Annotated in this window: 21 protein-coding genes and 1 tRNA gene; 16 read left to right on the plus strand and 6 right to left on the minus strand. The window is 54.4% G+C overall.

Annotated elements, in window-relative coordinates; genetic code table 11:
* Positions 1-543: 543 nt before the first annotated feature.
* On the plus strand, positions 544-1332 hold the full coding sequence (phoH, locus tag LC417_RS01480) for a phosphate starvation-inducible protein PhoH (protein ID WP_010258505.1): 789 nt from the start codon (positions 544-546) through the stop codon (positions 1330-1332).
* 170 nt (positions 1333-1502) lie between these two features.
* Here phoH and LC417_RS01485 read toward each other — a convergent pair.
* The 6 genes from LC417_RS01485 to eptA form a co-directional block, all read right to left on the minus strand.
* Positions 1503-1590 (minus strand) — tRNA-Ser (locus LC417_RS01485).
* Between the two features lie 264 nt (positions 1591-1854).
* Positions 1855-2388, minus strand: coding sequence for a peptide-methionine (S)-S-oxide reductase MsrA (gene msrA / locus LC417_RS01490; RefSeq protein ID WP_010258508.1), 534 nt, complete (start codon positions 2386-2388; stop codon positions 1855-1857).
* 59 nt (positions 2389-2447) lie between these two features.
* On the minus strand, positions 2448-3014 hold the full coding sequence (locus LC417_RS01495; RefSeq protein WP_031594590.1) for a flavin reductase family protein: 567 nt from the start codon (positions 3012-3014) through the stop codon (positions 2448-2450).
* A gap of 310 nt (positions 3015-3324) precedes the next feature.
* Positions 3325-4383 carry a two-component system sensor histidine kinase PmrB gene (gene pmrB / locus LC417_RS01500; protein ID WP_045139876.1) on the minus strand — a complete coding sequence of 353 codons (1059 nt, stop codon included), beginning with the start codon at positions 4381-4383 and terminating at the stop codon, positions 3325-3327.
* Complete coding sequence (gene pmrA, locus LC417_RS01505; RefSeq protein ID WP_010670822.1) at positions 4380-5060, minus strand: two-component system response regulator PmrA; 681 nt, start codon at positions 5058-5060, stop codon at positions 4380-4382. The genes pmrB and pmrA overlap by 4 nt, the downstream gene beginning before the upstream one ends.
* A complete protein-coding gene (gene eptA, locus LC417_RS01510) occupies positions 5060-6688 on the minus strand; it encodes a phosphoethanolamine transferase EptA (protein ID WP_050679620.1) in 1629 nt (542 codons plus the stop codon). Before eptA ends, pmrA begins: the two co-directional genes overlap by 1 nt.
* A 453-nt stretch (positions 6689-7141) precedes the next feature.
* Here eptA and otsB point away from each other — a divergent pair, with 453 nt between their 5' ends.
* The 15 genes from otsB to cheZ all read left to right on the plus strand — a co-directional run bounded on the left by otsB (position 7142) and on the right by cheZ (position 24244).
* A complete protein-coding gene (gene otsB, locus LC417_RS01515) occupies positions 7142-7930 on the plus strand; it encodes a trehalose-phosphatase (RefSeq protein ID WP_033757959.1) in 789 nt (262 codons plus the stop codon).
* Positions 7927-9363 (plus strand): alpha,alpha-trehalose-phosphate synthase, encoded by a 1437-nt coding sequence (otsA, locus tag LC417_RS01520; protein WP_010258527.1) that lies wholly within the window; start codon positions 7927-7929, stop codon positions 9361-9363. The genes otsB and otsA overlap by 4 nt, the downstream gene beginning before the upstream one ends.
* A 1021-nt stretch (positions 9364-10384) precedes the next feature.
* On the plus strand, positions 10385-10738 hold the full coding sequence (gene flhD, locus LC417_RS01525) for a flagellar transcriptional regulator FlhD (RefSeq protein ID WP_010258528.1): 354 nt from the start codon (positions 10385-10387) through the stop codon (positions 10736-10738).
* A complete protein-coding gene (flhC, locus tag LC417_RS01530) occupies positions 10735-11313 on the plus strand; it encodes a flagellar transcriptional regulator FlhC (protein ID WP_010258532.1) in 579 nt (192 codons plus the stop codon). Before flhD ends, flhC begins: the two co-directional genes overlap by 4 nt.
* A 133-nt stretch (positions 11314-11446) precedes the next feature.
* A complete protein-coding gene (gene motA, locus LC417_RS01535) occupies positions 11447-12334 on the plus strand; it encodes a flagellar motor stator protein MotA (RefSeq protein WP_003849139.1) in 888 nt (295 codons plus the stop codon).
* On the plus strand, positions 12331-13272 hold the full coding sequence (motB, locus tag LC417_RS01540; protein WP_010258536.1) for a flagellar motor protein MotB: 942 nt from the start codon (positions 12331-12333) through the stop codon (positions 13270-13272). Before motA ends, motB begins: the two co-directional genes overlap by 4 nt.
* A gap of 11 nt (positions 13273-13283) precedes the next feature.
* Complete coding sequence (gene cheA / locus LC417_RS01545; RefSeq protein ID WP_022625500.1) at positions 13284-15266, plus strand: chemotaxis protein CheA; 1983 nt, start codon at positions 13284-13286, stop codon at positions 15264-15266.
* Between the two features lie 23 nt (positions 15267-15289).
* Entirely contained in the window at positions 15290-15787 is a 498-nt protein-coding gene (cheW, locus tag LC417_RS01550) for a chemotaxis protein CheW (RefSeq protein ID WP_010258541.1), read from the plus strand.
* A gap of 161 nt (positions 15788-15948) precedes the next feature.
* The gene (locus LC417_RS01555) at positions 15949-17622 is read left to right on the plus strand and encodes a methyl-accepting chemotaxis protein (RefSeq protein ID WP_033757951.1); all 1674 of its coding nucleotides are present in this window, start codon (positions 15949-15951) and stop codon (positions 17620-17622) included.
* A gap of 194 nt (positions 17623-17816) precedes the next feature.
* A complete protein-coding gene (locus LC417_RS01560; RefSeq protein ID WP_022625501.1) occupies positions 17817-19379 on the plus strand; it encodes a methyl-accepting chemotaxis protein in 1563 nt (520 codons plus the stop codon).
* A gap of 106 nt (positions 19380-19485) precedes the next feature.
* Positions 19486-21162, plus strand: a complete 1677-nt coding sequence (locus tag LC417_RS01565; protein ID WP_010258548.1) for a methyl-accepting chemotaxis protein — start codon at positions 19486-19488, stop codon at positions 21160-21162.
* Between the two features lie 80 nt (positions 21163-21242).
* Complete coding sequence (cheR, locus tag LC417_RS01570; protein WP_010258551.1) at positions 21243-22115, plus strand: protein-glutamate O-methyltransferase CheR; 873 nt, start codon at positions 21243-21245, stop codon at positions 22113-22115.
* Positions 22115-23164 carry a chemotaxis response regulator protein-glutamate methylesterase gene (locus LC417_RS01575; RefSeq protein WP_010258555.1) on the plus strand — a complete coding sequence of 350 codons (1050 nt, stop codon included), beginning with the start codon at positions 22115-22117 and terminating at the stop codon, positions 23162-23164. Before cheR ends, LC417_RS01575 begins: the two co-directional genes overlap by 1 nt.
* 39 nt (positions 23165-23203) lie before the next feature.
* Positions 23204-23593, plus strand: coding sequence for a chemotaxis response regulator CheY (cheY, locus tag LC417_RS01580; protein WP_010258559.1), 390 nt, complete (start codon positions 23204-23206; stop codon positions 23591-23593).
* A 9-nt stretch (positions 23594-23602) separates the two neighbouring features.
* Complete coding sequence (cheZ, locus tag LC417_RS01585; protein ID WP_003849160.1) at positions 23603-24244, plus strand: protein phosphatase CheZ; 642 nt, start codon at positions 23603-23605, stop codon at positions 24242-24244.
* The last annotated feature ends 36 nt before the right edge of the window (positions 24245-24280 follow it).

The following is a 24280-nucleotide window of genomic DNA, read 5'->3' on the forward strand; positions in this document are numbered from 1 at the left end:
TTTCTGGTCGCCCACGTTTTACGGTTTTCGTGCTTTGCTGACTGAGGTTAAACTGAGTTTTAGCGGTTGTCTGGCATATATAAAATAAGCTAATTCACTGTAATAAAACGCTTTTACATTTTGCCTTAAAAGAAATACATACACGTGATTAGCAATTCTTTTGCCAGCAGGTAAAATTACTATTGCAAAGGCCCAACAAAATGGTGCACTTTATTAAACAGGCGTAATCGGATGTGTTGATGTATCACACTGGAGTTCGCGCATGGGTCGAGTCTTTAATGGAAAGTCACTGTCAGTAAATAGATTGCGCCTGACCGCGAGGGCAATTCTGCCTCGTTATTTCTTCCTTCCTTCAACCATCTCTTTTGTTTTATCGCATCCTGTTTTATCCGGTGTTCAGCTACGCTATTGCGCTGCTGCATACCCACTATCCTGTCCTGTCATGGCTCAAAAGGAAGCCAACTGAAACCTCTAAAGCGTTCACGTTATCGCAACGGGCCACCGGCCTGACGCAGGAAATGAAACCAACTGAAAGGTGCCACTATGGGAAGACAGAAAGCAGTGATCAAAGCGCGTCGTGAAGCAAGAAGAGTGCTTCGTAGTGACTCAAGAAGTCATCGTCAGCGTGAAGAAGAGTCGGTCACTTCGCTGGTGCATATGAGTGGACTGGATGCCATTGGCATGGCGCGCGATACGCGTGACCGGTTGCCAATTGAAGCCCGTAATGAAGCTCAGGCGCACTATCTTAACGCCATAGAGAGAAAACAGCTGATCTTCGCAACCGGTGAAGCCGGGTGCGGTAAAACCTGGATCAGTGCCGCAAAAGCGGCTGAGGCCCTGATTAATAAGGATATCGACAGGATTATCGTTACGCGCCCGGTACTGCAGGCAGATGAGGATCTGGGATTCCTTCCCGGCGATATTTCTGAGAAATTCGCGCCTTATTTCCGCCCGGTTTATGACATTCTGGTTAAACGTCTTGGCGCATCCTTTATGCAATATTGTCTGCGTCCGGAAATTGCCAAGGTAGAGATTGCACCGTTCGCCTATATGCGTGGTCGCACTTTCGAAAATGCTGTGGTAATTCTGGACGAGGCGCAGAACGTCACCGCCGCGCAGATGAAAATGTTCCTGACCCGACTGGGCGAAAACGTCACGGTCATTGTTAACGGCGATATTACCCAGTGCGACTTGCCCGCTGGGGTGCCTTCCGGTCTCGCAGACGCGCTGGCGCGTTTCGAAGAGGACGAGATGGTTGGCATTGTACGCTTCGGCAAAGAAGATTGTGTGCGTTCTGCGCTGTGTCAGCGCACCCTGCACGCGTATAGCTAGCGTTTGATTGAGTAGAAGTGTAGCGCCCAAACCCGGCTCCGGCCGGGTTTTCTTATTGTGGGGCAGCGGCTGCGCACGTGGTCGTTCCCCGGCGGGAGTTATTACGCTCTCTCAGAGTGAAATATGCAAAAAAAAGAGCCTGAACAAAAGTTCAGGCTCTTCTTTGAAGATGGCGGTGAGAGAGGGGTTCGAACCCTCGATACGTTGCCGTATACACACTTTCCAGGCGTGCTCCTTCAGCCACTCGGACACCTCACCAGATTTACTTCGCTGACCGCGATGGGTCAACGGGGCGGTACTATAGGGAGTCGACTGAAAACGGTCAAGCACTATTTTTCTCTTTTGATCTATTCGCTTAAGCTCTGAACGAATCGATTTACTGCGGCATAAAACCCGCCGTTTTACCGGCCACATCCCGCCATCCTGATGAGCCCGGTCAGGTGAGTTTTATGGCAGCAAATAAACCGGGGCGGCGTTCTCACCCTCGTTACTGGTCAGACGCCGCCCCGACTGATGCCGGAATCAGCTCTTTACTCTGTTAGCGAAACTTTTCCGCAGCTTCTGCAGTTTCGGTGGAATGACCGCCATGCAGTAGCCGTTGCGCTGGCCCGCGCCTTCCCAGTAATCCTGATGATAAGCTTCAGCGGGATACCACTCTTTCAGCGGCTCAATAGTGGTCACCACCGGCACATCATGGTCAGCCTGAGCGCGGGCAATGGCGGCGCGTGCCTCCGCTTCCTGCCCTGCATTGGCCGGGAAAATGGCGGAACGATACTGGGTGCCAATATCATTACCCTGACGGTTAAGCTGGGTCGGATCATGCGTCACAAAGCTGATATCCAGCAGATCGCCAAAGCTGACTTTCTCCGGGTCGAAGCCAATGCGGATCGCTTCTGCATGACCGGTCGCACCGCTGCAGACCTGCTCATAAGTCGGATTAGGACGGGCACCACCGGTATAACCGCTTTCCACCGACTCTACGCCGATCACATCCTTAAATACCGCTTCGGTACACCAGAAACAGCCGCCAGCGATAACTGCGTATTCGATTGCCATAATAATTTACTCCTGTCAGGTCGAAAGAGGTGAATGGGGGCGCGGCAGAGCGCTTTCAACTAGATCAGCATCTCCGGTTTAAAATCGCCGCTCTTATCCAGTATTTTGTCGCTCATCACGCTGAACCGGCCTTCGCCAGTGTAGTGCAGGGTAGTGGGGTATTCCGGCTGCTCGGCAACGTGCGCTTTAACAATCTCAAAAATAAACAGGTTGTAGTTGGCGACCATCGAATCGTCATAAAGCTGACACTCAAAGCTGGCAAAACATTCGGCAATCATCGGCGCGCCAACCACCTGAGCGGGTTCCGGCGTCAGGCCAAAGGCCTCAAACTTATCAATGCTGTCGCCGTGGCTGTTGCCGATTGCCACAACTTCATCAATCAGCGAGGCAGAAGGAATGTTCAGCACGCACTGACCGCTGTTGCGGATCAGCTCATGGCTGTGGTTCATACCGGCAATCATGCAGCCGACCAGTGACGGAGAAAACTCCAGCACCGTGTGCCAGCCGAGCGTCATGATGTCATGTTGATCTCCGTACTGCGAACTGAGCAGCAGCACCGGTCCGGGTTCAAGGTATTTGCGGGCTTTGCTGACCGGAAAAGCATATTTGTGCATGCGTTGGCTCATGGCATAACTCCTGAAACGGAACGTAGCCATTAAGTGTAGAGCACCGGGCGGATGCAGCAGGCGTGTCAGCGGGCAGAAATGCGAGGTTGATGGCGGCGTCCGGCAGCGCAGACATTTTTAGCGGCAGTGTCGCGAGCTTAAGGTTTCCTTAATATGCAATCGCGATACTGCCTGCTTTAACTGAGGATGATGCTATGAAAACTGCTCCTGTTGCCCTGTCTGTGACTGCTCCGCGTCCGATGAGTGAATATGCTGCACTGCTGATTGCCGCAGCCACGGTTGTTCTGTTCCTCTCCGCCTGGTTCAGCGCTTAAAACTTCACCACGGCACGACAACCGCTTCGGTCGCGGCGGTTCTCTAAGAAAAACTGAAACCGGTGTAACTGGACGATGCGGCTGACGATGCTCAGCCCGAGTCCGATACCGCCGTAGCGACTGTCCATCCGGATAAACGCTTTACTCAGCTCGCCACTTTTACTCTCATCAATTCCCGGGCCCTGATCTTCCACCACCAGCATCGGCTGAGGAGTTAACACCAGCTGCACACTGATGGTGCTGTTATCCGGGCTGTAGCGATGGGCGTTCTCGACCAGGTTACGCAGCAACATCTTCAGCAGCGTGGCATCACCACGCACAAACTGCTCCTGCGGCAGATCGAGCACCAGCGTCTGCTGATGCGCCTCCAGCATAATACTCAGCTCTGCCTCCATTGGCAGGATCACATCTTCAATCAGCCCCACGTTCTGATAGGTGCCAGAGGTAAAGGACTGTCCGGCGCGCGCCAGATTCAGCAGTTGCGACACACTGTGCGTCATCTGATCCAGGCGCTGCACCAGCGGCTGAACTTTGACATCGCTGTTACGTTCGATTAACTCCAGATGCAGCCGCAATCCCGCCAGCGGCGTGCGCAGCTCATGTGCCACGTCGGCAGTGAATAACCGTTCGCGCTCCAGACTGCTGTTCAGACGCGCGACCAGCTGGTTTATCGCCTGCGTCACCGCATCGATCTCCTGAACCTGACTGTGGCAGGCGACGGGATCAAGATTCTCTTCGCTGCGACTCTCCAGTTCACGCTGCAGCTGATAAAGCGGCCGGGTAATCCACTTCACCGCCTGATAGCAGAGCAGCAGCGTCAGGGTAATCATCACCAGACTCGGCACCGCCAGGCTGGCTACCGCTTCATGCACTTCACGCTTAACGTGACTGTCCATGTTGCGCTTCTGCAGCTGCGCTTCCACCAGAAACTGAATCTGCTCTTTGCTCTCATGCCACAGCCAGACCACGCTGATCACCTGGAAAACCAGCAGGATCAGACCGATGGTCAGGATGAGACGAAAGCGCATACTGCGATGATCGAAACGTCTTATCATGTTGCCTCACGAACGCCATCCTGCGTCACCAGCGCATAGCCAAAACCGCGCACGGTGCGGATAGCGCTTTTGCCGATTTTGTCGCGCAGATTATGGATATGCACTTCCAGGGTATTAGTAGAAGGCTCGGTCTCCCAGTTATAGATATCCTGGTAGAGAATTTCACGGTGAACCGGATTCCCGGCCTTGAGCATCAGCCGTGACAGAATCGCAAACTCTTTGGGTGTCAGATCCAGCAGTACGTCGCTGAGCGTAATCTGGCGATGGGTCATATCCAGCGCCAGCGCACCCACTCTGACATGACTGTCGCCCTGATTGACGTGGCGGCGAATCAGGGCGCGGATACGCGCCAGCAACTCATCCAGCGAGAACGGTTTGATAAGATAGTCGTCCGCGCCTGCGTCGAGTCCGGCAATGCGTTCGCTGATGGTGTCGCGTGCGGTCAGGATCAGCACTGGTGTCATCTTCTTCTGCCGCCGCAGTCGTATCAGAAAATGCAGTCCATCTTCATCCGGCAGGCCAAGATCCAGCACCACCAGACTATACAAGCCGCTGGCGAAATGCGCTTCAGCATCCCGCACCCGCGTAACGCCATCACAGACATAGCCTTCCCCTTCCAGCGCCAGCATCAGACCCTGCAGCAGCAGGGCATCATCTTCAACAATCAGTATCTTCATTAAGGTTGGCTCCGACACGACGTCAAAATATCATCCGCAGGCACATATTCGTGGGTCGCGGTGCCGGTTAATCCCAGCATGGTTGAAAACAGATTATCCTGTGAAAAATCGTCTGTCGCCGCCAGTTTATTCAGACAGCCGCGATTAACCGCATAACGTTTCTGATAATCATCGGAGAGCCAGATCAGCAACGGCACATGTTTCTGGGTGTCCGGCGCGATAGCATAGGGCAGGCCATGCAGGTAAGCACCATTTTCACCCAGGGATTCGCCATGGTCAGACAGATAGACCAGGCTGGTGGTGAAGCGGTCCTGATGCGCGCGCAGTACGTTAATGGCTTTATCGACGATGTGATCCACATTGACCAGCGTATTGTCATAGGTGTTGATCAACTGTTGTTGCGAACAGTCCTGAATCTGGTTGGTGTCGCAGGTCGGTTCAAACTGACGAAACTGTGGCGGATAGCGATGGCTGTAAGTCGGGCCATGACTGCCAATGGTGTGCAGCACAATCACCGCGTTGCCTTTTAACTGACTGATGTAATCATCCAGACCGTGGAACAGCACGTCGTCGTAACACTCACCATCAATACACATGCCGGGCAGGTTCAGGCTGGTCATGTCCTGATGCGGAACGCGATCGCAGGCCCCTTTACAGCCCCCATCGTTCTCATTCCACAACACGCTGATCCCGGCGCGCTGAATAATATCCAGCAATCCCTCCTGATGGGCGGCCAGCACATCATCATAGTGGGCGCGCGGCATGTTGGAGAACATGCAGGGCACGGAAACCGCCGTCGCCGTTCCGCACGAGGTGGTGTGCGGGAAATAGATCACATTATCTTTGGCCAGTAAGGGGTTGGTCAGACGACCGTAACCGCCCAGCGAGAAATTTTGCGCACGCGAGGTTTCGCCCAGCACCAGAATCGTCAGGTTAGGTTTGCCACTGCTGCGGCTGGGCTGCAGGTGCGCATCTTCACCGATGCGTATCAGCGGCGCGTTCTGTAACTGCTCATGCTTATACCAGGAGAGCGTCGCCGCGATGCTGTTAGAGGGGCTCAGCGCTTTTACCAGCTCGCGGTTGTTACGGAACAGCGAAGCGTAATCTTTATAGAAGAGCAGGGCGATCAGCACAATCAGCGCCGCTGACAGCAATACGCTGAGCAGTCGCGCCAGCACGCCGCGCCACTGCTGCTTTTTGATTCGCGGCCAGAACAGCAGCAACGTCATCAGCACGCCCGAGGTGAGCAGGGTTACAAGCAGCTGTGGCGTAATCAGCGCAAAGGATTCCGAGGCGGTGGTGTCCATCATGTTGGTTATCATCGAGCGATCGACCACGATGTTATAGGTGTGAATAAAGAACTGTGCCGAGGCGGAGAGCAGAATAAACAGCGCGGCCAGCAGCCGATCCAGCCAGATAAACGAGGCCAGCGTAATCACGATATTGATCACGCTAAAGGCGACCAGCGGCATCGATAAAAAGACCAGCGTGGTGTGCAGGTCGTTCAGCGGCATCACCGCCAGCACCTGACGGTAATAGGCAACGTTAAGGAAAACCGCGATGTAAACCGCAGCCAGAATCAGCAACGTAAGGCGGCTAATCAGCGGCCTCTTCAGGGTAAACGTCATGTGAGCAGGAACCAGAGTAATAAAAGTGTCACGAGAATGCGCTTTCAATATTAGGAATACCTTAAGAGCCTTAAGCTTTGGGGGGGCCGACTCTGCCGGGTGCGATACGTGCGTGACTCCAGTCAGCAGCGGATCGTGTCCGGCCTGAACATCAGAAGCGAAGCAGAATTGAATGGTGCTTTTATGCTGACTTAACCGCAGCGGCTGGCATGAAACCTGCATCTTTCTGGCATAACCCCTGTTAATGACTACACTTACTGTGAAGATGTTCTCAGTTAGCCAGTATTGTCAGCAATGCGCTTGCAAGTTTGAGGAGAGTGACCTATCCCGTTACCGCGTTTTATCCCTCAATCACCGCTTTATCAGAATTTCCCGCTTGCTGACCTGACTGCGTCAGGACATTCTTGTTTTAACTCAATGTTTTATTAAAATTCGATTTTCAGGAGAAGTAACGTGACCCAAGCGGCAGACACCCATGCCAGGTACCCGACATTAAGCGGCGGGCAGTACGCCTTCTTTTTTGATGTCGACGGCACGCTGGCAGCGATTCAGTCCCGTCCCGAAGCGGTATTTATTCCTGAGCAGGTCATCGCGCAACTGCAGCAGCTCTCTGCACTCTCGCAGGGCGCGCTTGCGCTGGTCTCCGGCAGACCCATAGAACAACTCGATGCGCTGGCCGCTCCCTGGCACGGCCCGGCTGCGGGCGTACATGGTGCAGAGCGCCGTGATGCAGAGGGTAATCTGCAACGCATCAGCCTGCCGGTCGAGGTGGAGCAATCGCTAAGGGCGGAATTGCAGGATGCCATGGCATCCTGGCCTGGCACCCAGCTGGAGGTAAAAGGCATGGCTTTCGCTCTTCACTACCGCCAGGCGATGCAGCATGAGCAGGATGTGATGCGACTGGCTGAACAGTCAGTGAAACGTTTTCCCGGACTGGCGCTTCAGCCGGGGAAATGTGTGGTAGAGATTAAACCGGCAGGTATCGATAAAGGCGCCGCAATCAGCGACTTTATGCAGCAGCCCCCTTTTGCCGGACGTACGCCGGTCTTTATTGGCGACGATCTGACGGATGAGAAGGGCTTTCTGGCCGTGAACGCACGGCAGGGCGTCTCGATCAAAGTCGGAGAAGGTTCCACCCAGGCCCATTATCGGCTTCATGATGTCGATGCGGTTTACGGCTGGCTGGAAAGAACATTATTACTATCAGATCAAGACAACGTCGGTAAGGAGTTTAGGTTATGAGTCGTTTAGTGGTTGTATCTAACCGTGTCGCCATGCCCGATGGGTCAAAAACCAGCGCTGGCGGTTTGGCCGTCGGTATTCTCGATGCACTGAAAAGCACCGGTGGACTGTGGTTTGGCTGGAACGGTGAAATCAGCGAGTACACAGGCGAAGAGGTAGAAGAAGTCACGGTTCAGGAACATGAAGGTATTGAGTATGCCTCGTTCCCGCTGAGCCAGAACGATTACGATCTCTACTATTGCCAGTTCTCAAACACTGTCATCTGGCCCGCATTCCATTATCGCCTTGACCTGGTTCAGTTCCAGCGGGAAGCCTGGGAAGGGTATTGCGACGTTAACGATGCGGTGGCACAGCGTTTAAAACCGCTGATCAAGCCGGATGATATTGTCTGGATCCACGATTATCACTTTTTACCGTTTGCAGCCGCGTTGCGTCGGGCGGGCATTAATAACCGCATCGGCTTCTTCCTGCATATTCCGTTCCCGACGCCTGAAATATTCAATGCGCTGCCGCCGCACAAAGAGTTGCTGGAAATGCTGTGCGAATATGACCTGCTGGGTTTCCAGACCGAATCGGATCGGGTGGCCTTCCTCGACAGCGTCAGCCAGCTTACACAGCTGCAGAATAAGGGCGACAAAAAACATCGCGCCTTTGGCAACACCTTTATGACTGAGGTTTATCCCATCGGGATTGAGCCAGACAGTATTAAAGAGATGGCCGAAGGGCCGCTGCCACCAAAAATGGCCGCCATGAAGAAAGAGCTGGGCGATGCACGCAATATTATTGCCTGCGAACGTCTCGACTATTCCAAAGGTCTGCCTGAGCGTTTTCTTGCCTATGAAGCGCTGCTGGAGAACTTCCCGCAGCATCGCGGCAAAATTCGCTACTCGCAGATTGCACCGACCTCGCGCGGCGATGTGCAGGCGTATCAGGATATCCGTCATCAGCTGGAGACCGAAGCAGGGCGCATCAACGGTAAATACGGTACGCTGGGCTGGACCCCGCTCTACTACCTTAACCAGCATTTTGACCGTCGACTGCTGATGAAAATCTTCCGTCTGACCGATGTCGGTCTGGTTACGCCGCTGCGTGACGGTATGAACCTGGTGGCGAAAGAGTACGTGGCTGCGCAGGACCCGGATGATCCCGGTGTACTGGTGCTGTCGCGCTTTGCGGGTGCGGCTAACGAGCTCACCTCCGCGCTGATTGTGAATCCGTATGACCGTGATGAAGTGGCCGCCGCGCTGGATAAGGCGATTACTATGCCGCGTACCGAAAGGATTTCACGCTACAACGACATGATGGCGGTATTGCGTAAAAATGATATTACCGCCTGGCGTGAAGGCTTCCTGAAAGACCTGGAACGCATTGAACCGCGCAGCGTTGACCACAACACGGTTAACAAGGTCGCGACCTTCCCAAAACTCGCCTGATATCTGTTCTGACTCAGGTTATGAAAGCAGCGACGCCTCTACGGCGTCGCTGCTTTTTTTTTCGGTTCAGATCACAGAAAACTCGCCTGCTATCTGTTAATGACCGTTTGCTACGATTCTACGCTGATAACGTCAGTGGCTGCCCGGAGTGGCCCGATAAATGCAGGTAAGCCCGGAAAACCCCCGTCCTGTCAGCCCCTGCCGCTTTCTTTACCTTCTTTACTCAAGTTTCTCTTCAGGCTGCCGATAGTGATAGTGCCAACGCATAACCCTTCGTTAATTCATTCGACTTTCTTATATAACCCCTTGTTACAGTGGGAATCAGAGTCTGTACACCCCGCCACCACTGTTAACGTCAGGTTGCCAGAAATCTGACCTGCTGCCGTATAAACCTTAACGATTTCATTACTCACCCTCTGCGATACTCCCCTTAAGTAACTAATTTAAAAGCAAATACCTGAAGGTCGCAGCAGCATAATATGCTGATAACCTTTCTTTGGGTGGTTCTAAATAGGGTGTTAAAACGATTAACACCCGATATTCATTCCGGACTGCGCAAAGCGTCGAATAGCGATGCTTTTACCCCCTATTAAACCTTTCTCAGGACCAATTGGACTTAAAATCGGGCTTTTTTGCTCAAAAAATGACCAGTCGGTAAGTAATGGTAAAGGGTTGCTGAAGAAATTTGCGTTAAAAGTGTGATCTGCGTCACACTTTATCTAAAATTTCACATCACTGTCGTTGTATGTCGAAATCAGACGATATAGATTTGCGTTGTTTTCGGAATAGTCCTAAAAAATGTAAGAAGACGTCACGGAAGATGTCCAGAACTCGAAAATAAAATGGCATGGATTTTCGACCTTCGGTGGGTCTGAAACCCACACAAAAATGGAAGGCGAAAACGGTGACATTAACGTTACGTAAAGTTTTTTTTGCCATCTTTTGATTTAACAAACAGCAGCTCGAACCGCAGATTTATTCTGCGATACAGTTACGTCGCATCTCTCAGGATGGAAAAATAATGGGCACCTCTGAAGTACTGAAACATATTTACGATCTCAACTTGTCTTATTTACTGCTTGCGCAGCGTTTAATTAACCAGGATAAAGCTTCTGCAATGTTTCGCCTCGGAATTGACGAGAAAATGGCGAATGCATTATCTGAATTAACATTGCCTGAGATGGTAAAAATGGCGGAAACCAATCAACTGGTTTGCCAGTTTCGTTTTACCGATAGCAGCACCATTAATCGCCTGACGCAGGAATCACGCGTGGATGATTTACAACAAATCCACACCGGCATTTTATTATCGAGCCGTTTACTGCGTAATGCGTCTAAAGATGATGCACCTGCTAAAAAGAGAGCAATGTCATGAGTGAGAAAAGTATTGTTCAGGAAGCACGTGATATTCATCTCGCGATGGAGCTCATTACATTAGGTGCCCGCTTGCAGATGCTTGAGAGCGAAACCCAGCTGAGCCGCGGTCGTCTCATCAAGCTCTATAAAGAATTACGTGGCAGTCCGCCACCGAAAGGTATGCTGCCGTTCTCTACGGACTGGTTTATGACGTGGGAGCAGAACATTCATGCTTCTATGTTCTGTAACGCCTGGAAGTTTTTGCTGAAAACCGGGTTGTGCAGCGGCGTCGATGCCGTGATTAAAGCTTACCGCCTGTATCTTGAACAGTGTCCTCAATCGGACGAGGGCCCGCTGTTGGCGCTGACTCGTGCCTGGACCCTGGTCCGATTCGTTGATAGCGGTATGCTGGAACTGGCAGATTGTAAAAGCTGCAACGGCAGCTTTATTAATCATGCGCATCAGCCGGTTGGCAGCTTTACCTGCAGCCTGTGCCAGCCACCATCACGGGCAGTAAAAAGACGTAAACTTTCTGCAGAACCTGCCGATATGTTTCCACAACTGCTGGATGAACAGGTTAAACACGCCGTTTAAGTTTGTTCGCACTGTGGAAGCCATCCAGCAGCGGTTAATACCGCTGCTTTTTTTTTGCTTGCGGTTCAGGAATAACATCTGCGGCTCTCTGGCTTAACTTCCACCAACACGTTACGGACGTAAGGATTTTTTTGTGCTGATAATTATAGGTTACCTGATTGTTTTAGGCTCCGTGTTGGGCGGATATGCGCTGGTAGGTGGCCATCTGGGCGCGCTTTATCAGCCAGCCGAATTATTAATGATCGGCGGTGCCGGTGCCGGTGCTTTTTTAGTCGGCAACAACGGTAAGTCGATTAAAAAAACGCTGAAGGCGCTGCCTAAGTTATTTCGCGGCTCCAAGTACAACAAAGCGGTTTACATGGATTTGATGGCGCTGCTTTATCGCCTGATGGCGAAGTCGCGTCAGCAGGGTATGTTATCGCTGGAACGCGATATTGAAGATCCCAGCCAGAGTGAAATTTTTGCTAATTATCCCCGCATTCTTGCCGATAAACAGTTAGTGGATTTTATTACTGACTATTTACGCCTGATGGTGAGCGGCAACATGAACGCTTTTGAAATCGAAGCGTTGATGGATGAAGAGATTGAGACCTACGAACACGAGTGTGACGTACCAGCGCAAAGTATTGCTGCAGTGGGTGATGGTCTTCCGGCATTCGGTATCGTCGCCGCGGTAATGGGCGTGGTCCATGCACTGGCTTCGGCCGATCGTCCAGCCGCTGAACTCGGTGCGCTGGTCGCGCATGCGATGGTGGGCACCTTCCTGGGCATCCTGCTGGCCTACGGGTTTGTCTCTCCACTCTCGTCAGTGCTGCGTCAGAAGTGTGCGGAAACCACCAAGATGATGCAGTGCATTAAGGTGACATTGCTGTCGAGCCTGAATGGTTACGCGCCGCAGATTGCGGTGGAATTTGGTCGTAAGACGCTCTATTCCGCCGAGCGTCCGTCGTTCAGCGAACTGGAAGAGCACGTACGTAACGCCAAGAACCCGGCTAAACAGACTTCAGACGAGGCTTCATGAAACACGGCAATCGCCCAATTGTGCTGATCAAAAAGCGCAAACATAAAGGCCATGAAGGCAGCCACGGATCGTGGAAGATTGCCTACGCCGACTTTATGACGGCGATGATGGCCTTTTTTATGGTGATGTGGCTGCTCTCAATTGCCAACCCGCAGGAGCTGGTGCAGATAGCAGACTACTTCAAAACACCGCTGAAGGTAGCGATTACCGGCGGGGCGCGCAGCAGCGACAGCGAGAGCCCGATCCCCGGCGGCGGTGATGATCCGACCAAAAAGATTGGCGAAGTGAACAAAGTCGTCGATATGGACGCCCAGAAACGCAAGCTGGATGAGATTCGTCTTAACCGGCTGCGTGAAAAGCTCGACCAGCTGATTGAAGCGGATCCGCGTCTGAAAGCGCTGCGCCCGCATCTGATCATCAACATGGTGGAAGAGGGGCTGCGTATTCAGATTATCGACAGCCAGAATCGCCCGATGTTTAAGACCGGTCGGGCCGAGGTTGAGCCCTATATGCGCGATATTCTGCGTGCGATAGCGCCAGTCCTTAACGACATTCCGAACCGCATCAGCCTGGCCGGACATACCGATGATTTTCAGTATGCCAGCGGTGACAAAGGCTACAGCAACTGGGAACTGTCGACAGACCGTGCTAACGCCTCACGCCGTGAACTGGTGATGGGCGGCTTAGACAGCGGAAAAATTTTACGGGTGTTGGGTATGGCCGACACCATGCGCCTGAAAAATCGTGGCGGTAATGACGCCGTTAACCGCCGCATCAGCCTGCTGGTGTTGAACCACGACACCGAAGCGGCAATAGAAAAAGAGAACGCAGAAAGTGATGCCGTCCAGATCAGCGATCCGGCGGCCATTGAACAGATTACCGCACCTGCAACACCAGGCGGCGCGGTGAATACAGCAGCCCCCTCACAGCCGAGGTGATTCCCGTGAGTATGGACATCAGCGATTTTTACCAGACGTTTTTTGATGAAGCCGATGAGCTATTAGCGGATATGGAACAACACCTGTTGGGCTTAGACCCGCAGGAGCCAGATTCGGAACAGCTTAACGCCATCTTCCGTGCCGCTCACTCCATTAAGGGTGGGGCCGGAACCTTTGGTTTTACGGTATTACAGGAAACGACTCATATCCTGGAAAACATTCTGGATGGTGCTCGTCGCGGCGAGATGCAGCTCAGCACCGACATCATCAACCTGTTTTTGGAAACCAAAGATATTATGCAGGAACAGCTCGATGCTTATAAAACCGCGCAGGAGCCTAACGCGGAGAGCTTCAAATATATCTGTGAAGCGCTGCGCCAGCTGGCGCTAGAGGCCAAAGGTCTGCCGGTTGATGTTCCGGCCAGTGTTGCCACTGCCAGCGCAGAACCGGCCAGCACCAGCGGCCTGCGTGTACAGCTGATCGATCTCAAAGAGAAAGAGGTCGATCTGATGCTGGAAGAGATGAGTAATCTCGGCACCCTGACCAACGTACAGAAAGGCAGCACCACGCTGGATGTCTGCATTGATGGCGTCGGTAAAGATGACATCGTGGCGGTGCTCTGCTTCGTCATCGACGAAGCACAGATCCGCTTCCCGGCAGCAGACGAAGCCGTTGCCGCGCCAGCTGCTGTTGCAGCCGAGGCCGAACCGGTGGTGGAAGACGTTCACACCGCCACCGTCACCGAACTGCCGGTGGCCGCAGTGAAGCGTGAAAGTAAGCGCGTCGCGGCACCTGCCAAATCGAGCGAATCCACCAGCATCCGTGTTGCGGTGGAGAAGGTCGATCAGCTGATCAACCTGGTGGGCGAACTGGTGATTACCCAGTCAATGCTCGCTCAGCGTTCCGGCGAACTCGATCCGGTCGCGCACGGTGACCTGCTGAACAGCATGGGTCAGCTGGAGCGTAACGCCCGCGATCTGCAGGAATCGGTGATGTCGATTCGTATGATGCCAATGGAATATGTCTTCAGCCGCTTCCCGCGTCTGGTGCGTGACCTGGCCAGCAAACTCGGCAAAGAGGTCGAACTGACGCTGCTGGGCAGCTCAACCGAACTCGATAAGAGCCTGATTGAGCGCATCATCGATCCATTAACGCACCTGGTGCGTAACAGCCTTGACCACGGTATCGAAACGCCAGAGAAACGTCTGGTGGCCGGTAAAGTGGCAACCGGTAACCTGACGCTTTCAGCGGAACATCAGGGCGGCAACATCTGCATTGAAGTGTCTGATGATGGTGCCGGTCTGAACCGTGAACGTATTCTGGCTAAAGCCCTCTCATCGGGCCTGCCGGTTCACGAGAACATGAGCGACGAAGAGGTCGGCATGCTGATCTTCGCACCGGGCTTCTCCACCGCAGAGCAGGTGACGGATGTTTCAGGACGCGGCGTCGGTATGGACGTGGTGAAACGAAATATTCAGGAGATGGGCGGTCACGTCGAGATCGCCTCGAAGCAGGGCAAAGGCACCACCATTCGTATCCTGCTGCCGCTGACCCTGGCCATCCTTGATGGGATGTCCGTTCGTGTGGCCGATGAAGTCTTTATTCTGCCGCTGAATGCGGTGATGGAGTCGCTGCAACCGCGCGCCGAAGAGCTGAAACCGCTGGCCGGTGGCGAGTGCGTGCTGGAAGTGCGTGGCGAATATCTGCCACTGGTCGAGCTGTGGAACGTCTTTGATGTGCAGGATGCCAAAACCGAGGCCACTCAGGGCATCGTGGTGATCCTGCAAAGCGCGGGCAAACGTTACGCGCTACTGGTCGATCAGCTGATTGGCCAGCATCAGGTGGTGGTGAAGAACCTGGAAAGTAACTATCGCAAAGTGCCGGGCATCTCCGCCGCCACCATTCTTGGCGATGGTAGCGTGGCGCTGATTGTTGATGTTTCAGCACTGCAATCACTTAACCGTGAAAAACGTGTGGCTGGCGCTGCCGCCTGATTGATAACGAAAGGGTAAATAACATGAATGGAATGGCAACCGTGACAAAAATCGCTGGCGAAACTGTGGGTCAGGAGTTTCTGGTCTTCACGCTGGGCGACGAAGAGTACGGCATCGATATCCTCAAAGTTCAGGAAATTCGCGGTTACGATCAGGTAACGCGTATCGCAAATACCCCTGAATTTATCCGCGGCGTCACTAACCTGCGCGGCGTTATCGTGCCGATTATCGATCTGCGCGTGAAGTTTGCGCAACCCGATGTTGAGTACAATGAAAACACCGTGGTTATCGTGCTGAATCTGGAAAATCGCGTGGTCGGTATCGTGGTTGACGGCGTCTCTGATGTGCTGTCGCTGACCCAGGATCAGATCCGTCCTTCACCAGAGTTCGCTGTGACCATGTCCACCGAGTACCTGACCGGTCTGGGTGCGCTGGGCGATCGCATGCTGATTCTGGTCGACATTGAGAAGCTGCTGAGCAGCGACGAGATGGCGCTGGTGGATAACCTGCGTAGCGCGTAATTGAATCATCACGGGCCGGTTATGGCTGGCCCGTGATAGTTTCACTGAGCGATAATTCCTTTCTATTCATAGAATAAAGCCGCATTGCACTCTAATTTCCCGCTGTCACCTGCCGATAATCCCTCAGTCACTTTAATTACCTACTTTCTTCAGGGTTACTCATGTTAACGAAAATCCGTGTTGTCACCAGCCTGTTACTGGTGTTGCTGGTGTTTGGGCTGTTACAGGCCTTCTCCGGTTCTGTTTTCTACTCCGCATTAAGCCACGACAAGCAAAGCTTCGCCGTGTCGCAGCTGGCGATGCAAAATACGCAGTCGCTCAACGACGCCTATATGAGTCTTAACCAGAGCCGGGTGCTGCTGACCCGTATTCAGCTGCGTTTCGCCACCAGTAAGCTGGAAGGCAAAACGGCCGATGTCGCCACGCTGTTTGACGACAGCAAAAACTTTCAGCAGGCGGCCGCCGGTTTTTTCAAAGTCTTTAAAGAGACACCCGATACGCCGGGACAAAATAGTGAGTTAAACAACCAGCTGGAGCAGCGCTACAGCGACTATGGCGCTGCGCTGGATCAGTTGCAGACCGCGCTACAGGCAAACGATCTGATTGCGGCCGGTAAAGCCCCGGTGGCGCCAAGCCAGAGTGCGTTTCTGACGGTTTACCGTGAATGGCGAGCCGATCAGAATCGCCTGACTACGCTTGGTGTTGAAGAGAACAGTTCTGCTTACAGCCGTATGATGTGGATCCTCTCCACCATCATGGCCGTCGTGGTCGCCGTGATCGTGCTCTGCTGGTTTGGACTGCGCAAAATCGTGATGACACCCCTCAACAGCAGCATTAATCACATTCAGCATATCGCCCAGGGCGATTTAACCCAGCCGATTGTGGTGGAAGGGCGCAATGAGATGACTCAGCTCGCGGCCAGTCTGCATGACATGCAGCAGTCACTGGTGCGCACGGTGACCAATGTGCGTGACGGCTCGGATGCGATTTTCACCGGTGCCAGCGAGATCTCTGCCGGAAACAATGATCTTTCTGCCCGCACAGAACAGCAGGCTGCGTCACTGGAGCAGACGGCGGCCAGCATGGAGCAGCTCACTGCCACGGTGAAACAGAACGCCGAAAACGCCCGCCAGGCGTCACAGCTGGCACTCAGCGCCTCAGAAACCGCAGAAAAAGGCGGCAACGTGGTGGCGGGTGTCGTGAAAACCATGAGCGAAATCGCCAGCAGCTCGAAGAAGATTGCCGATATCACCAGCGTGATTGATGGCATTGCTTTCCAGACTAATATTCTGGCGCTTAACGCCGCCGTTGAAGCGGCGCGTGCCGGCGAGCAGGGTCGCGGTTTTGCCGTGGTCGCGGGCGAGGTGCGTAATCTGGCCCAGCGCAGCGCCCAGGCGGCAAAAGAGATCAAAGGGTTGATCGATGACTCAGTGAACCGGGTCAATGTCGGTTCGCAACTGGTCGGCACCGCCGGGGAAACCATGAGCGATATCGTCAGTGCGGTTACGCGCGTCACCGACATCATGGGTGAAATCGCCTCGGCGTCGGACGAGCAGAGTCGCGGTATCGATCAGGTCGGGCAGGCGGTCACTGAGATGGATCGCGTTACCCAGCAGAACGCCTCGCTGGTGGAAGAGTCCGCTGCCGCAGCCGCCTCGCTGGAAGATCAGGCCAGCCGGTTAAGTCAGTCAGTGTCGGTCTTCAAAATTAAACGCGGCGCATTGCAGCAGACGCTGACAAAGCATCTGCCGATTGCCGCACCCGCTACGGCGGCGCTGGCACCACGCAAAGCCCTGACGGCACCGGTCAGTGATACTCACTGGGAAACCTTCTGATGTCATGCTGCGCATCCTGCGGGATGCGCAGCAACCCCTCGCGATTCCTCTGCGTAAAGCCAAACTCAGCAGCTCATGCTGATAAAAATAATTACAAAAGCCACTTCTCTCCTGAAAGCGCTGAATAGCGTTAATTAATCCTGTTACATCGCCGATATAGCCGCTGCACCTAAATTAACCTGCAGGGGAACAAGATGTTAAAAAAAATAAAAGTGGTGACCAGTTTAATCGCAGTCCTGGTCATCTTCGGCGCGCTCCAGCTTGTCGCTGGCAGCCTTTTCTGGTCAGCCCTCAATAAAGACAAAGAGTCCTTTGCGCTGTCGCAGGTCTCTAATCGCAATGTCACCGAGATGACTGACGCCTATATTTCACTGAACAACAGCCGTACCACGCTGAACCGCGGCATGCTGCGCTTACAGACCAGCATGGCCTCGCAGATGAACGGTGGTCAGCTTGATGAGCTGATCAACAAAGCCAATACCCAGTTAGCGGAAGCCGATCGCCACTTTAAAATCTATTACCATCTGCCAACCACGTCAGGTCTTGACGAAACCATGGGCGACACGCTTGAAGCCGATTACGCTAACTACGAAAACGGCCTGAAGGCGATGGTAAAAAGTCTGCAGGCGCGTGACCTGGAAGGGATGTTTAAACAGAACATTGAGCAGAAACAGGTCGCGATGCAGGAGAGTTACAACAAATGGCGTGCGCGTCAGACTGAGCTTTCCGATCAGGGAATGGCGCAGAACCAGAAAGCCTTTAAACAGATGATGTGGCTGCTGGCCGCGATTGGTGTTGCGGTGCTTGCGGTGATTATTACCTGCTGGTTTGGCCTGCGTCAGGTGCTGATTCAGCCGCTGCAACAGCTGCTGGCACAGATTCGCGCTATTGCCTCCGGCGATTTGACCCAGCCGATTGTGGTTGAGGGGCGTAATGAGATGAGCCAGCTGGCAGCAGGCATCCATGAGATGCAGCAGTCGCTGGTGATGACGGTGGGGAATGTGCGTGACGGCTCTGATGCCATCTTTACCGGTGCCAGCGAAATCGCCGCCGGTAACAACGACCTGTCGGCCCGCACCGAAGAGCAGGCCGCTTCGCTGGAGCAGACCGCCGCCAGCATGGAGCAGCTCACTGCCACGGTGAAGCAGAATGCTGACAACGCCCGTCAGGCATCCCAGCTGGCGCTGACCGCCTCCGAAACCGCGCAGCAGGGCGGTAAAGTGGTGAATGGCGTGGTCACAACCATGAAAGAGATCGCCGGCAGCTCGAAGAAAATCGCGGACATTATCAGCGTGATCGACGGCATCGCCTTCCAGACTAATATCCTGGCGCTGAATGCGGCGGTTGAAGCGGCACGTGCCGGTGAACAGGGTCGCGGTTTTGCGGTGGTGGCCGGTGAAGTGCGCAGTCTGGCCCAGCGCAGCGCCCAGGCCGCCAAAGAGATTAAAGGCCTGATTGAAGACTCGGTGTCACGCGTCAACAGCGGTTCACTGCAGGTTGAAAGCGCCGGCAGCACCATGAATGAGATTGTGGGTGCCGTGACCCGCGTTACCGACATCATGGGTGAGATCGCCTCGGCTTCCGATGAGCAGAGCCGCGGTATTGAGCAGGTCGGTCTGGCCGTTACCGAAATGGATCGCGTGACCCAGCAGAACGCCTCGCTGGTTGAGGAGTCTGCCGCCGCTGCGGCCGCACTGGAGCAGCAGGCCAGCGTCCTGACCCAGGCCGTCTCCGTTTTCAAAATTTCCCGCGCCTGATTTTTTCCTCTTTCAACATGGCGGCGGCGTAAAGCCGTCGCCATGCATAAAGTTCCCCCCGTCTCCGCCGATAAATACACACGAATCGCCAACCAATGAGGTGTTTATGTTTAGTCGAGTACGAGTCGTCTCCGGCCTGCTGTGTGTGCTGGCGCTGTTTGCGCTGCTGCAGCTGTTTTCCGGCGGAATGTTTTTCAAAACTGTCAGTTCAGATAAAGAGAATTTTGCCTACAACCAACGCCTGAATACTCTGCAACAGGCGATGGGCACCTCATGGGTTTCGCTGGTTCAGGCGCGCAACACCCTTAACCGCGCCGGTATCCGTTTTCTGCAGGATGCACAGATGTCGGGCTCGGGTGCCAGCGTGAAAGAGCTGGTCGCCCTGGCGGGTGAGGAGCTGAAGCAGGCTGAAGTCAGCTATCAGATATTCAACGATAACCTGTCAGAAGAAGGTAAAACGGCCGAAAACGTCCGGGCGTTACAGGCGAACTACAAGGCCTATCACGATGCGCTGGCGGAGCTGATGGTCTTCTTCACTGCCGGCAATTTCAAAGGTTTTGTGGATCAGCCGACCCAGAGCTACCAGGACAAGTTCCAGAAAGATTACAGCGAGTGGCTTGAGCACAATAAAGCGCTGTCTCAGCAGGGTGTGGAAGCTAACCAGCACGCGTATACCCGCTCCATCACTATCGTTATCGCCACGCTGGCAGTGACCTTGCTGATGATTATCCTGGTGTGGAACGTGATGCGCTCGGTGCTGATCCGTCCGCTGCGTCAGAGTATTGAGCATATCCAGCACATCGCACGGGGCGACTTGACCCAGCCGGTTGAGATTAGCGTACGTAACGAAATCGGTGAGTTACTGACTTCGCTGCAGCACATGCAGCAGGAGCTGGTCCGTACCGTGCGTACCGTACGAGACGGCTCTGATGCCATCTATACCGGTGCCAGCGAAATCTCCATCGGCAATAACGATCTCTCTTCGCGTACCGAACAGCAGGCCGCTTCGCTGGAGCAGACCGCTGCCAGCATGGAGCAACTCACCGCGACCGTGAAGCAGAATGCCGAAAACGCCCGTCAGGCGTCCAAGCTGGCGCTGACCGCCTCTGAAACCGCGCAGCAGGGCGGCAAAGTGGTGGATGGCGTGGTCACCACCATGAAAGAAATTGCGGGCAGTTCCAAAAAGATTGCCGATATCACCAGTGTGATTGATGGCATCGCCTTCCAGACCAACATCCTGGCGCTGAATGCGGCGGTTGAAGCGGCGCGTGCCGGTGAACAGGGTCGCGGTTTTGCGGTCGTTGCCGGTGAAGTGCGCAGCCTGGCGCAGCGCAGCGCCCAGGCCGCCAAAGAGATTAAAGGTCTGATTGAAGATTCGGTTAGCCGCGTTAATACCGGCTCGGTGCTGGTAGAGAGCGCCGGTGACACCATGAGCAACATCGTCAGCGCGGTCACCCGCGTCACCGACATCATGGGTGAGATCGCCTCAGCGTCAGACGAGCAGAGCCGTGGCATTGACCAGGTGGGCCTTGCCGTGACCGAGATGGATCGCGTCACCCAGCAGAACGCCTCACTGGTCGAAGAGTCAGCGGCAGCGGCTGCAGCGCTCGAAGATCAGGCAAGTCACTTAAAACAAGCGGTATCAGTGTTCAATATTGGTAAAGAATTTGTCGCTCAGGCCGTTAACAAGACAACGGCGATGAAAACTCTCCAGTCAGATGCACCGTTAGCCGTTGGTCGTTCGCCTGCTACCCGCAGCGACGACAACTGGGAAACCTTTTAAACGCCCGTGGCCCGGCCGCTATTGAGCCGCCGGGCATCGCAGCAGACAAATAATGTATTGAGTTCGGGCCAGGTGCAGAGATGAAAAAATCGACAATTTTAGATCAAAATGAGACGACAACGCTGCTGTCGCAAATGGTGCAGCGTTTACCGCTCTCCGATACGCATTTTCGTCGTATCAGCCAGCTGATCTATCAGCGTGCCGGTATCGTACTGGCCGATCACAAGCGTGAGATGGTTTACAACCGTCTGGTTCGTCGCCTGCGTACGCTGAATATCGATGATTTCGGTCGCTACCTGGCGCTGCTGGAGTCCGATCCGAACAGTGCCGAGTGGCAGGCGTTTATCAATGCCCTGACCACTAACCTGACCGCGTTCTTCCGCGAAGCGCATCACTTCCCGATTCTGGCGGAGCATGCACGTAAGCGACAGGGCAACTTCAGCGTCTGGAGTACCGCAGCGTCAACCGGCGAAGAGCCTTACTCCATCGCCATGACGCTGGCGGAAGCGCTGGGCACCGGACCGGGCAAGTTCCAGGTTCATGCCAGCGATATCGACACCCAGGTGCTGGAAAAAGCGGTGGCGGGTGTTTATCGCCAGGAGGAGCTGCGTACGCTGTCACCCGCGCAAATGCAGCGCTACTTCCTGCGCGGCACCGGTCCTCATGCCGGTATGGTGCGGGCGCGTCCCGAGCTGACCAATATGGTCACTTACGCGCAGCTTAACCTGCTGGCCAATGACTGGGCGCTGCCGGGTCAGTTCGACGCTATTTTCTGTCGCAACGTGATGATCTATTTCGATAAAGAGACGCAGGAGAAGATTCTGCGTCGGTTTGTCCCGCTCCTGAAGCCGGGCGGCATTCTGTTCGCCGGGCACTCAGAAAACTTCAGTCAGATCAGTAAAGAGTTCTGGCTGCGCGGGCAAACCGTCTATGGACTGACGAAGGAAAGATGATGAGCAAAATCACCGTGATGTGCGTAGATGACTCTGCGCTGATGCGGCAGTTGATGACTGAAATCATCAACAGCCATCCGGATATGGAGATGGTCGCTACGGCGCCCGATCCGCTGGTCGCCCGCGATTTGATTAAGCAGTTCAATCCGCAGGTGCTGACGCTGGATGTGGAAATGCCGCGCATGGATGGCCTCGATTTCCTGGAAAAACTGATGCGGTTACGGCCAATGCCGGTGGTGATGGTTTCATCGCTGACCGGGAAAGGCTCTGAAATTACCCTGCGCGCGCTGGAGCTGGGAGCGGTGGATTTCGTCACCAAGCCACAGCTCGGTATCCGCGAAGGGATGCTGTCTTACAGCCAGATGATTGGCGACAAAATTCGTGCCGCTTCCCGTGCCCGACTGCACAACCGTGCAGCGATGCCGGTGCCGGCGACGCTGAAAGCGGGCCCGCTGCTGAGTAGTGAGAAGCTGATTGCGATTGGCTCCTCAACCGGGGGTACCGAGGCGATTCGCCATGTGCTGCAGCCGTTACCGGCGACCAGCCCGGCACTGCTGATTACCCAGCATATGCCGCCAGGCTTTACCCGCTCTTTTGCCGAGCGTCTGAACAAGTTGTGTCAGATCACGGTGAAGGAAGCTGAAGATGGTGAGCGTATTCTGCCAGGCCATGCCTACATCGCGCCAGGCGCAATGCACATGGAGCTGGCCCGAAGTGGCGCCAACTATGTGGTGAAACTGAATGAAGGACCACCGGTTAACCGGCACAAACCCTCTGTGGATGTGCTGTTTAAATCGGTGGCAACTTACGCCGGACGAAATGCGGTGGGGGTCATCCTCACCGGCATGGGCAACGACGGTGCCGCCGGGATGCTGGAAATGCATCGGGCAGGCGCCTGGACTATTGCCCAGAACGAAGCCAGCTGTGTGGTATTTGGCATGCCGCGTGAGGCCATTGCCACAGGCGGCGTGAGCGAAGTCGTGGATTTAAGCAACATCAGCCAGCATATGCTGGCGAAAATTAGCGCCGGACAGGCATTGCGTATTTAACAGGCCCGTCCCGCCGGGCGAGACAACTCAGGAGTAGATATGGCTGATAAAAACATGCGCTTTTTGGTAGTAGACGACTTCAATACGATGCGTCGTATTGTGCGTAACCTGCTGAAAGAGCTGGGCTTCAATAACGTAGAAGAAGCGGAAGATGGTGTGGACGCCCTCGGCAAACTGAAAGCGGGTGGTTTCGACTTCGTGATTTCCGACTGGAACATGCCAAACATGGATGGCCTGCAGCTGCTGCAGACCATTCGTGCCGACGCGGCAATGAGTTCGCTGCCGGTGTTGATGGTGACCGCGGAAGCGAAGAAAGAGAACATTATCGCCGCCGCCCAGGCCGGTGCCAGCGGATATGTCGTGAAGCCATTCACTGCGGCAACCCTGGAAGAAAAGCTGGGTAAAATTTTCGAAAAACTGGGCATGTAAGGGGATGTGATGAGCGACTTTCCGAAACCAACTGAGGATGCCGCGGCACACGACATCATTTCACGTATTGGCTCTCTGACGCGCATGCTGCGCGACAGCCTGCGCGAGCTGGGGCTGGATAAAGCCATAGCCGATGCGGCTGAAGCCATTCCTGATGCCCGCGACCGTCTGGATTATGTTGTGCAGATGACGGCGCAGGCCGCCGACCGTGCGTTGAACTGTGTTGAAGCAGCACAACCCCATCAGGATAAGATGGAAGCCGGGGCAACCCAGCTGAAAGGGCGTTGGGATGAGTGGTTTGAGAACCCGATTGAACTGGGTGATGCGCGGGAGTTGGTGACGGATACGCGCGCATTCCTCACCGCCGTGCCAGAGCATACCGCCTTTACCAACAAGCAGCTGCTTGAAATCATGATGGCGCAGGATTTCCAGGACCTGACCGGTCAGGTGATCAAGCGCATGATGGATGTGATCCAGGAAATTGAGCGCCAGCTGTTAATGGTGCTGCTGGAGAATATGCCAGAAGTCAGCGCTGAGAAGCGTCAGGAAGGCACCAGCCTGCTGAACGGGCCGCAGATTCACGCCGATGCACCGGGCGTGGTGGCGAACCAGGATCAGGTTGATGACCTGCTGGACAGCTTAGGGTTCTAGGTTTCGTCCGCCTGCGGGCGGGCAAAACAGCTGCAG

This window comes from Pantoea sp. OVA07A, from assembly GCF_019969975.1.
Classification (GTDB): domain Bacteria; phylum Pseudomonadota; class Gammaproteobacteria; order Enterobacterales; family Enterobacteriaceae; genus Pantoea; species Pantoea agglomerans.

Excerpts from the sequence above, each read along its gene's own strand:
- phoH (WP_010258505.1), top strand. The coding sequence starts at position 544 with ATGGGAAGACAGAAAGCAGTGATCAAAGCGCGTCGTGAAGCAAGAAGA.
- msrA (WP_010258508.1), bottom strand. The coding sequence starts at position 2,388 with ATGGCAATCGAATACGCAGTTATCGCTGGCGGCTGTTTCTGGTGTACC.
- LC417_RS01495 (WP_031594590.1), bottom strand. The coding sequence starts at position 3,014 with ATGAGCCAACGCATGCACAAATATGCTTTTCCGGTCAGCAAAGCCCGC.
- pmrB (WP_045139876.1), bottom strand. The coding sequence starts at position 4,383 with ATGATAAGACGTTTCGATCATCGCAGTATGCGCTTTCGTCTCATCCTG.
- pmrA (WP_010670822.1), bottom strand. The coding sequence starts at position 5,060 with ATGAAGATACTGATTGTTGAAGATGATGCCCTGCTGCTGCAGGGTCTG.
- eptA (WP_050679620.1), bottom strand. The coding sequence starts at position 6,688 with ATGACGTTTACCCTGAAGAGGCCGCTGATTAGCCGCCTTACGTTGCTG.
- otsA (WP_010258527.1), top strand. The coding sequence starts at position 7,927 with ATGAGTCGTTTAGTGGTTGTATCTAACCGTGTCGCCATGCCCGATGGG.
- flhD (WP_010258528.1), top strand. The coding sequence starts at position 10,385 with ATGGGCACCTCTGAAGTACTGAAACATATTTACGATCTCAACTTGTCT.
- flhC (WP_010258532.1), top strand. The coding sequence starts at position 10,735 with ATGAGTGAGAAAAGTATTGTTCAGGAAGCACGTGATATTCATCTCGCG.
- motB (WP_010258536.1), top strand. The coding sequence starts at position 12,331 with ATGAAACACGGCAATCGCCCAATTGTGCTGATCAAAAAGCGCAAACAT.
- cheA (WP_022625500.1), top strand. The coding sequence starts at position 13,284 with ATGGACATCAGCGATTTTTACCAGACGTTTTTTGATGAAGCCGATGAG.
- cheW (WP_010258541.1), top strand. The coding sequence starts at position 15,290 with ATGAATGGAATGGCAACCGTGACAAAAATCGCTGGCGAAACTGTGGGT.
- LC417_RS01555 (WP_033757951.1), top strand. The coding sequence starts at position 15,949 with ATGTTAACGAAAATCCGTGTTGTCACCAGCCTGTTACTGGTGTTGCTG.
- LC417_RS01560 (WP_022625501.1), top strand. The coding sequence starts at position 17,817 with ATGTTAAAAAAAATAAAAGTGGTGACCAGTTTAATCGCAGTCCTGGTC.
- LC417_RS01565 (WP_010258548.1), top strand. The coding sequence starts at position 19,486 with ATGTTTAGTCGAGTACGAGTCGTCTCCGGCCTGCTGTGTGTGCTGGCG.
- cheR (WP_010258551.1), top strand. The coding sequence starts at position 21,243 with ATGAAAAAATCGACAATTTTAGATCAAAATGAGACGACAACGCTGCTG.
- LC417_RS01575 (WP_010258555.1), top strand. The coding sequence starts at position 22,115 with ATGAGCAAAATCACCGTGATGTGCGTAGATGACTCTGCGCTGATGCGG.
- cheY (WP_010258559.1), top strand. The coding sequence starts at position 23,204 with ATGGCTGATAAAAACATGCGCTTTTTGGTAGTAGACGACTTCAATACG.
- cheZ (WP_003849160.1), top strand. The coding sequence starts at position 23,603 with ATGAGCGACTTTCCGAAACCAACTGAGGATGCCGCGGCACACGACATC.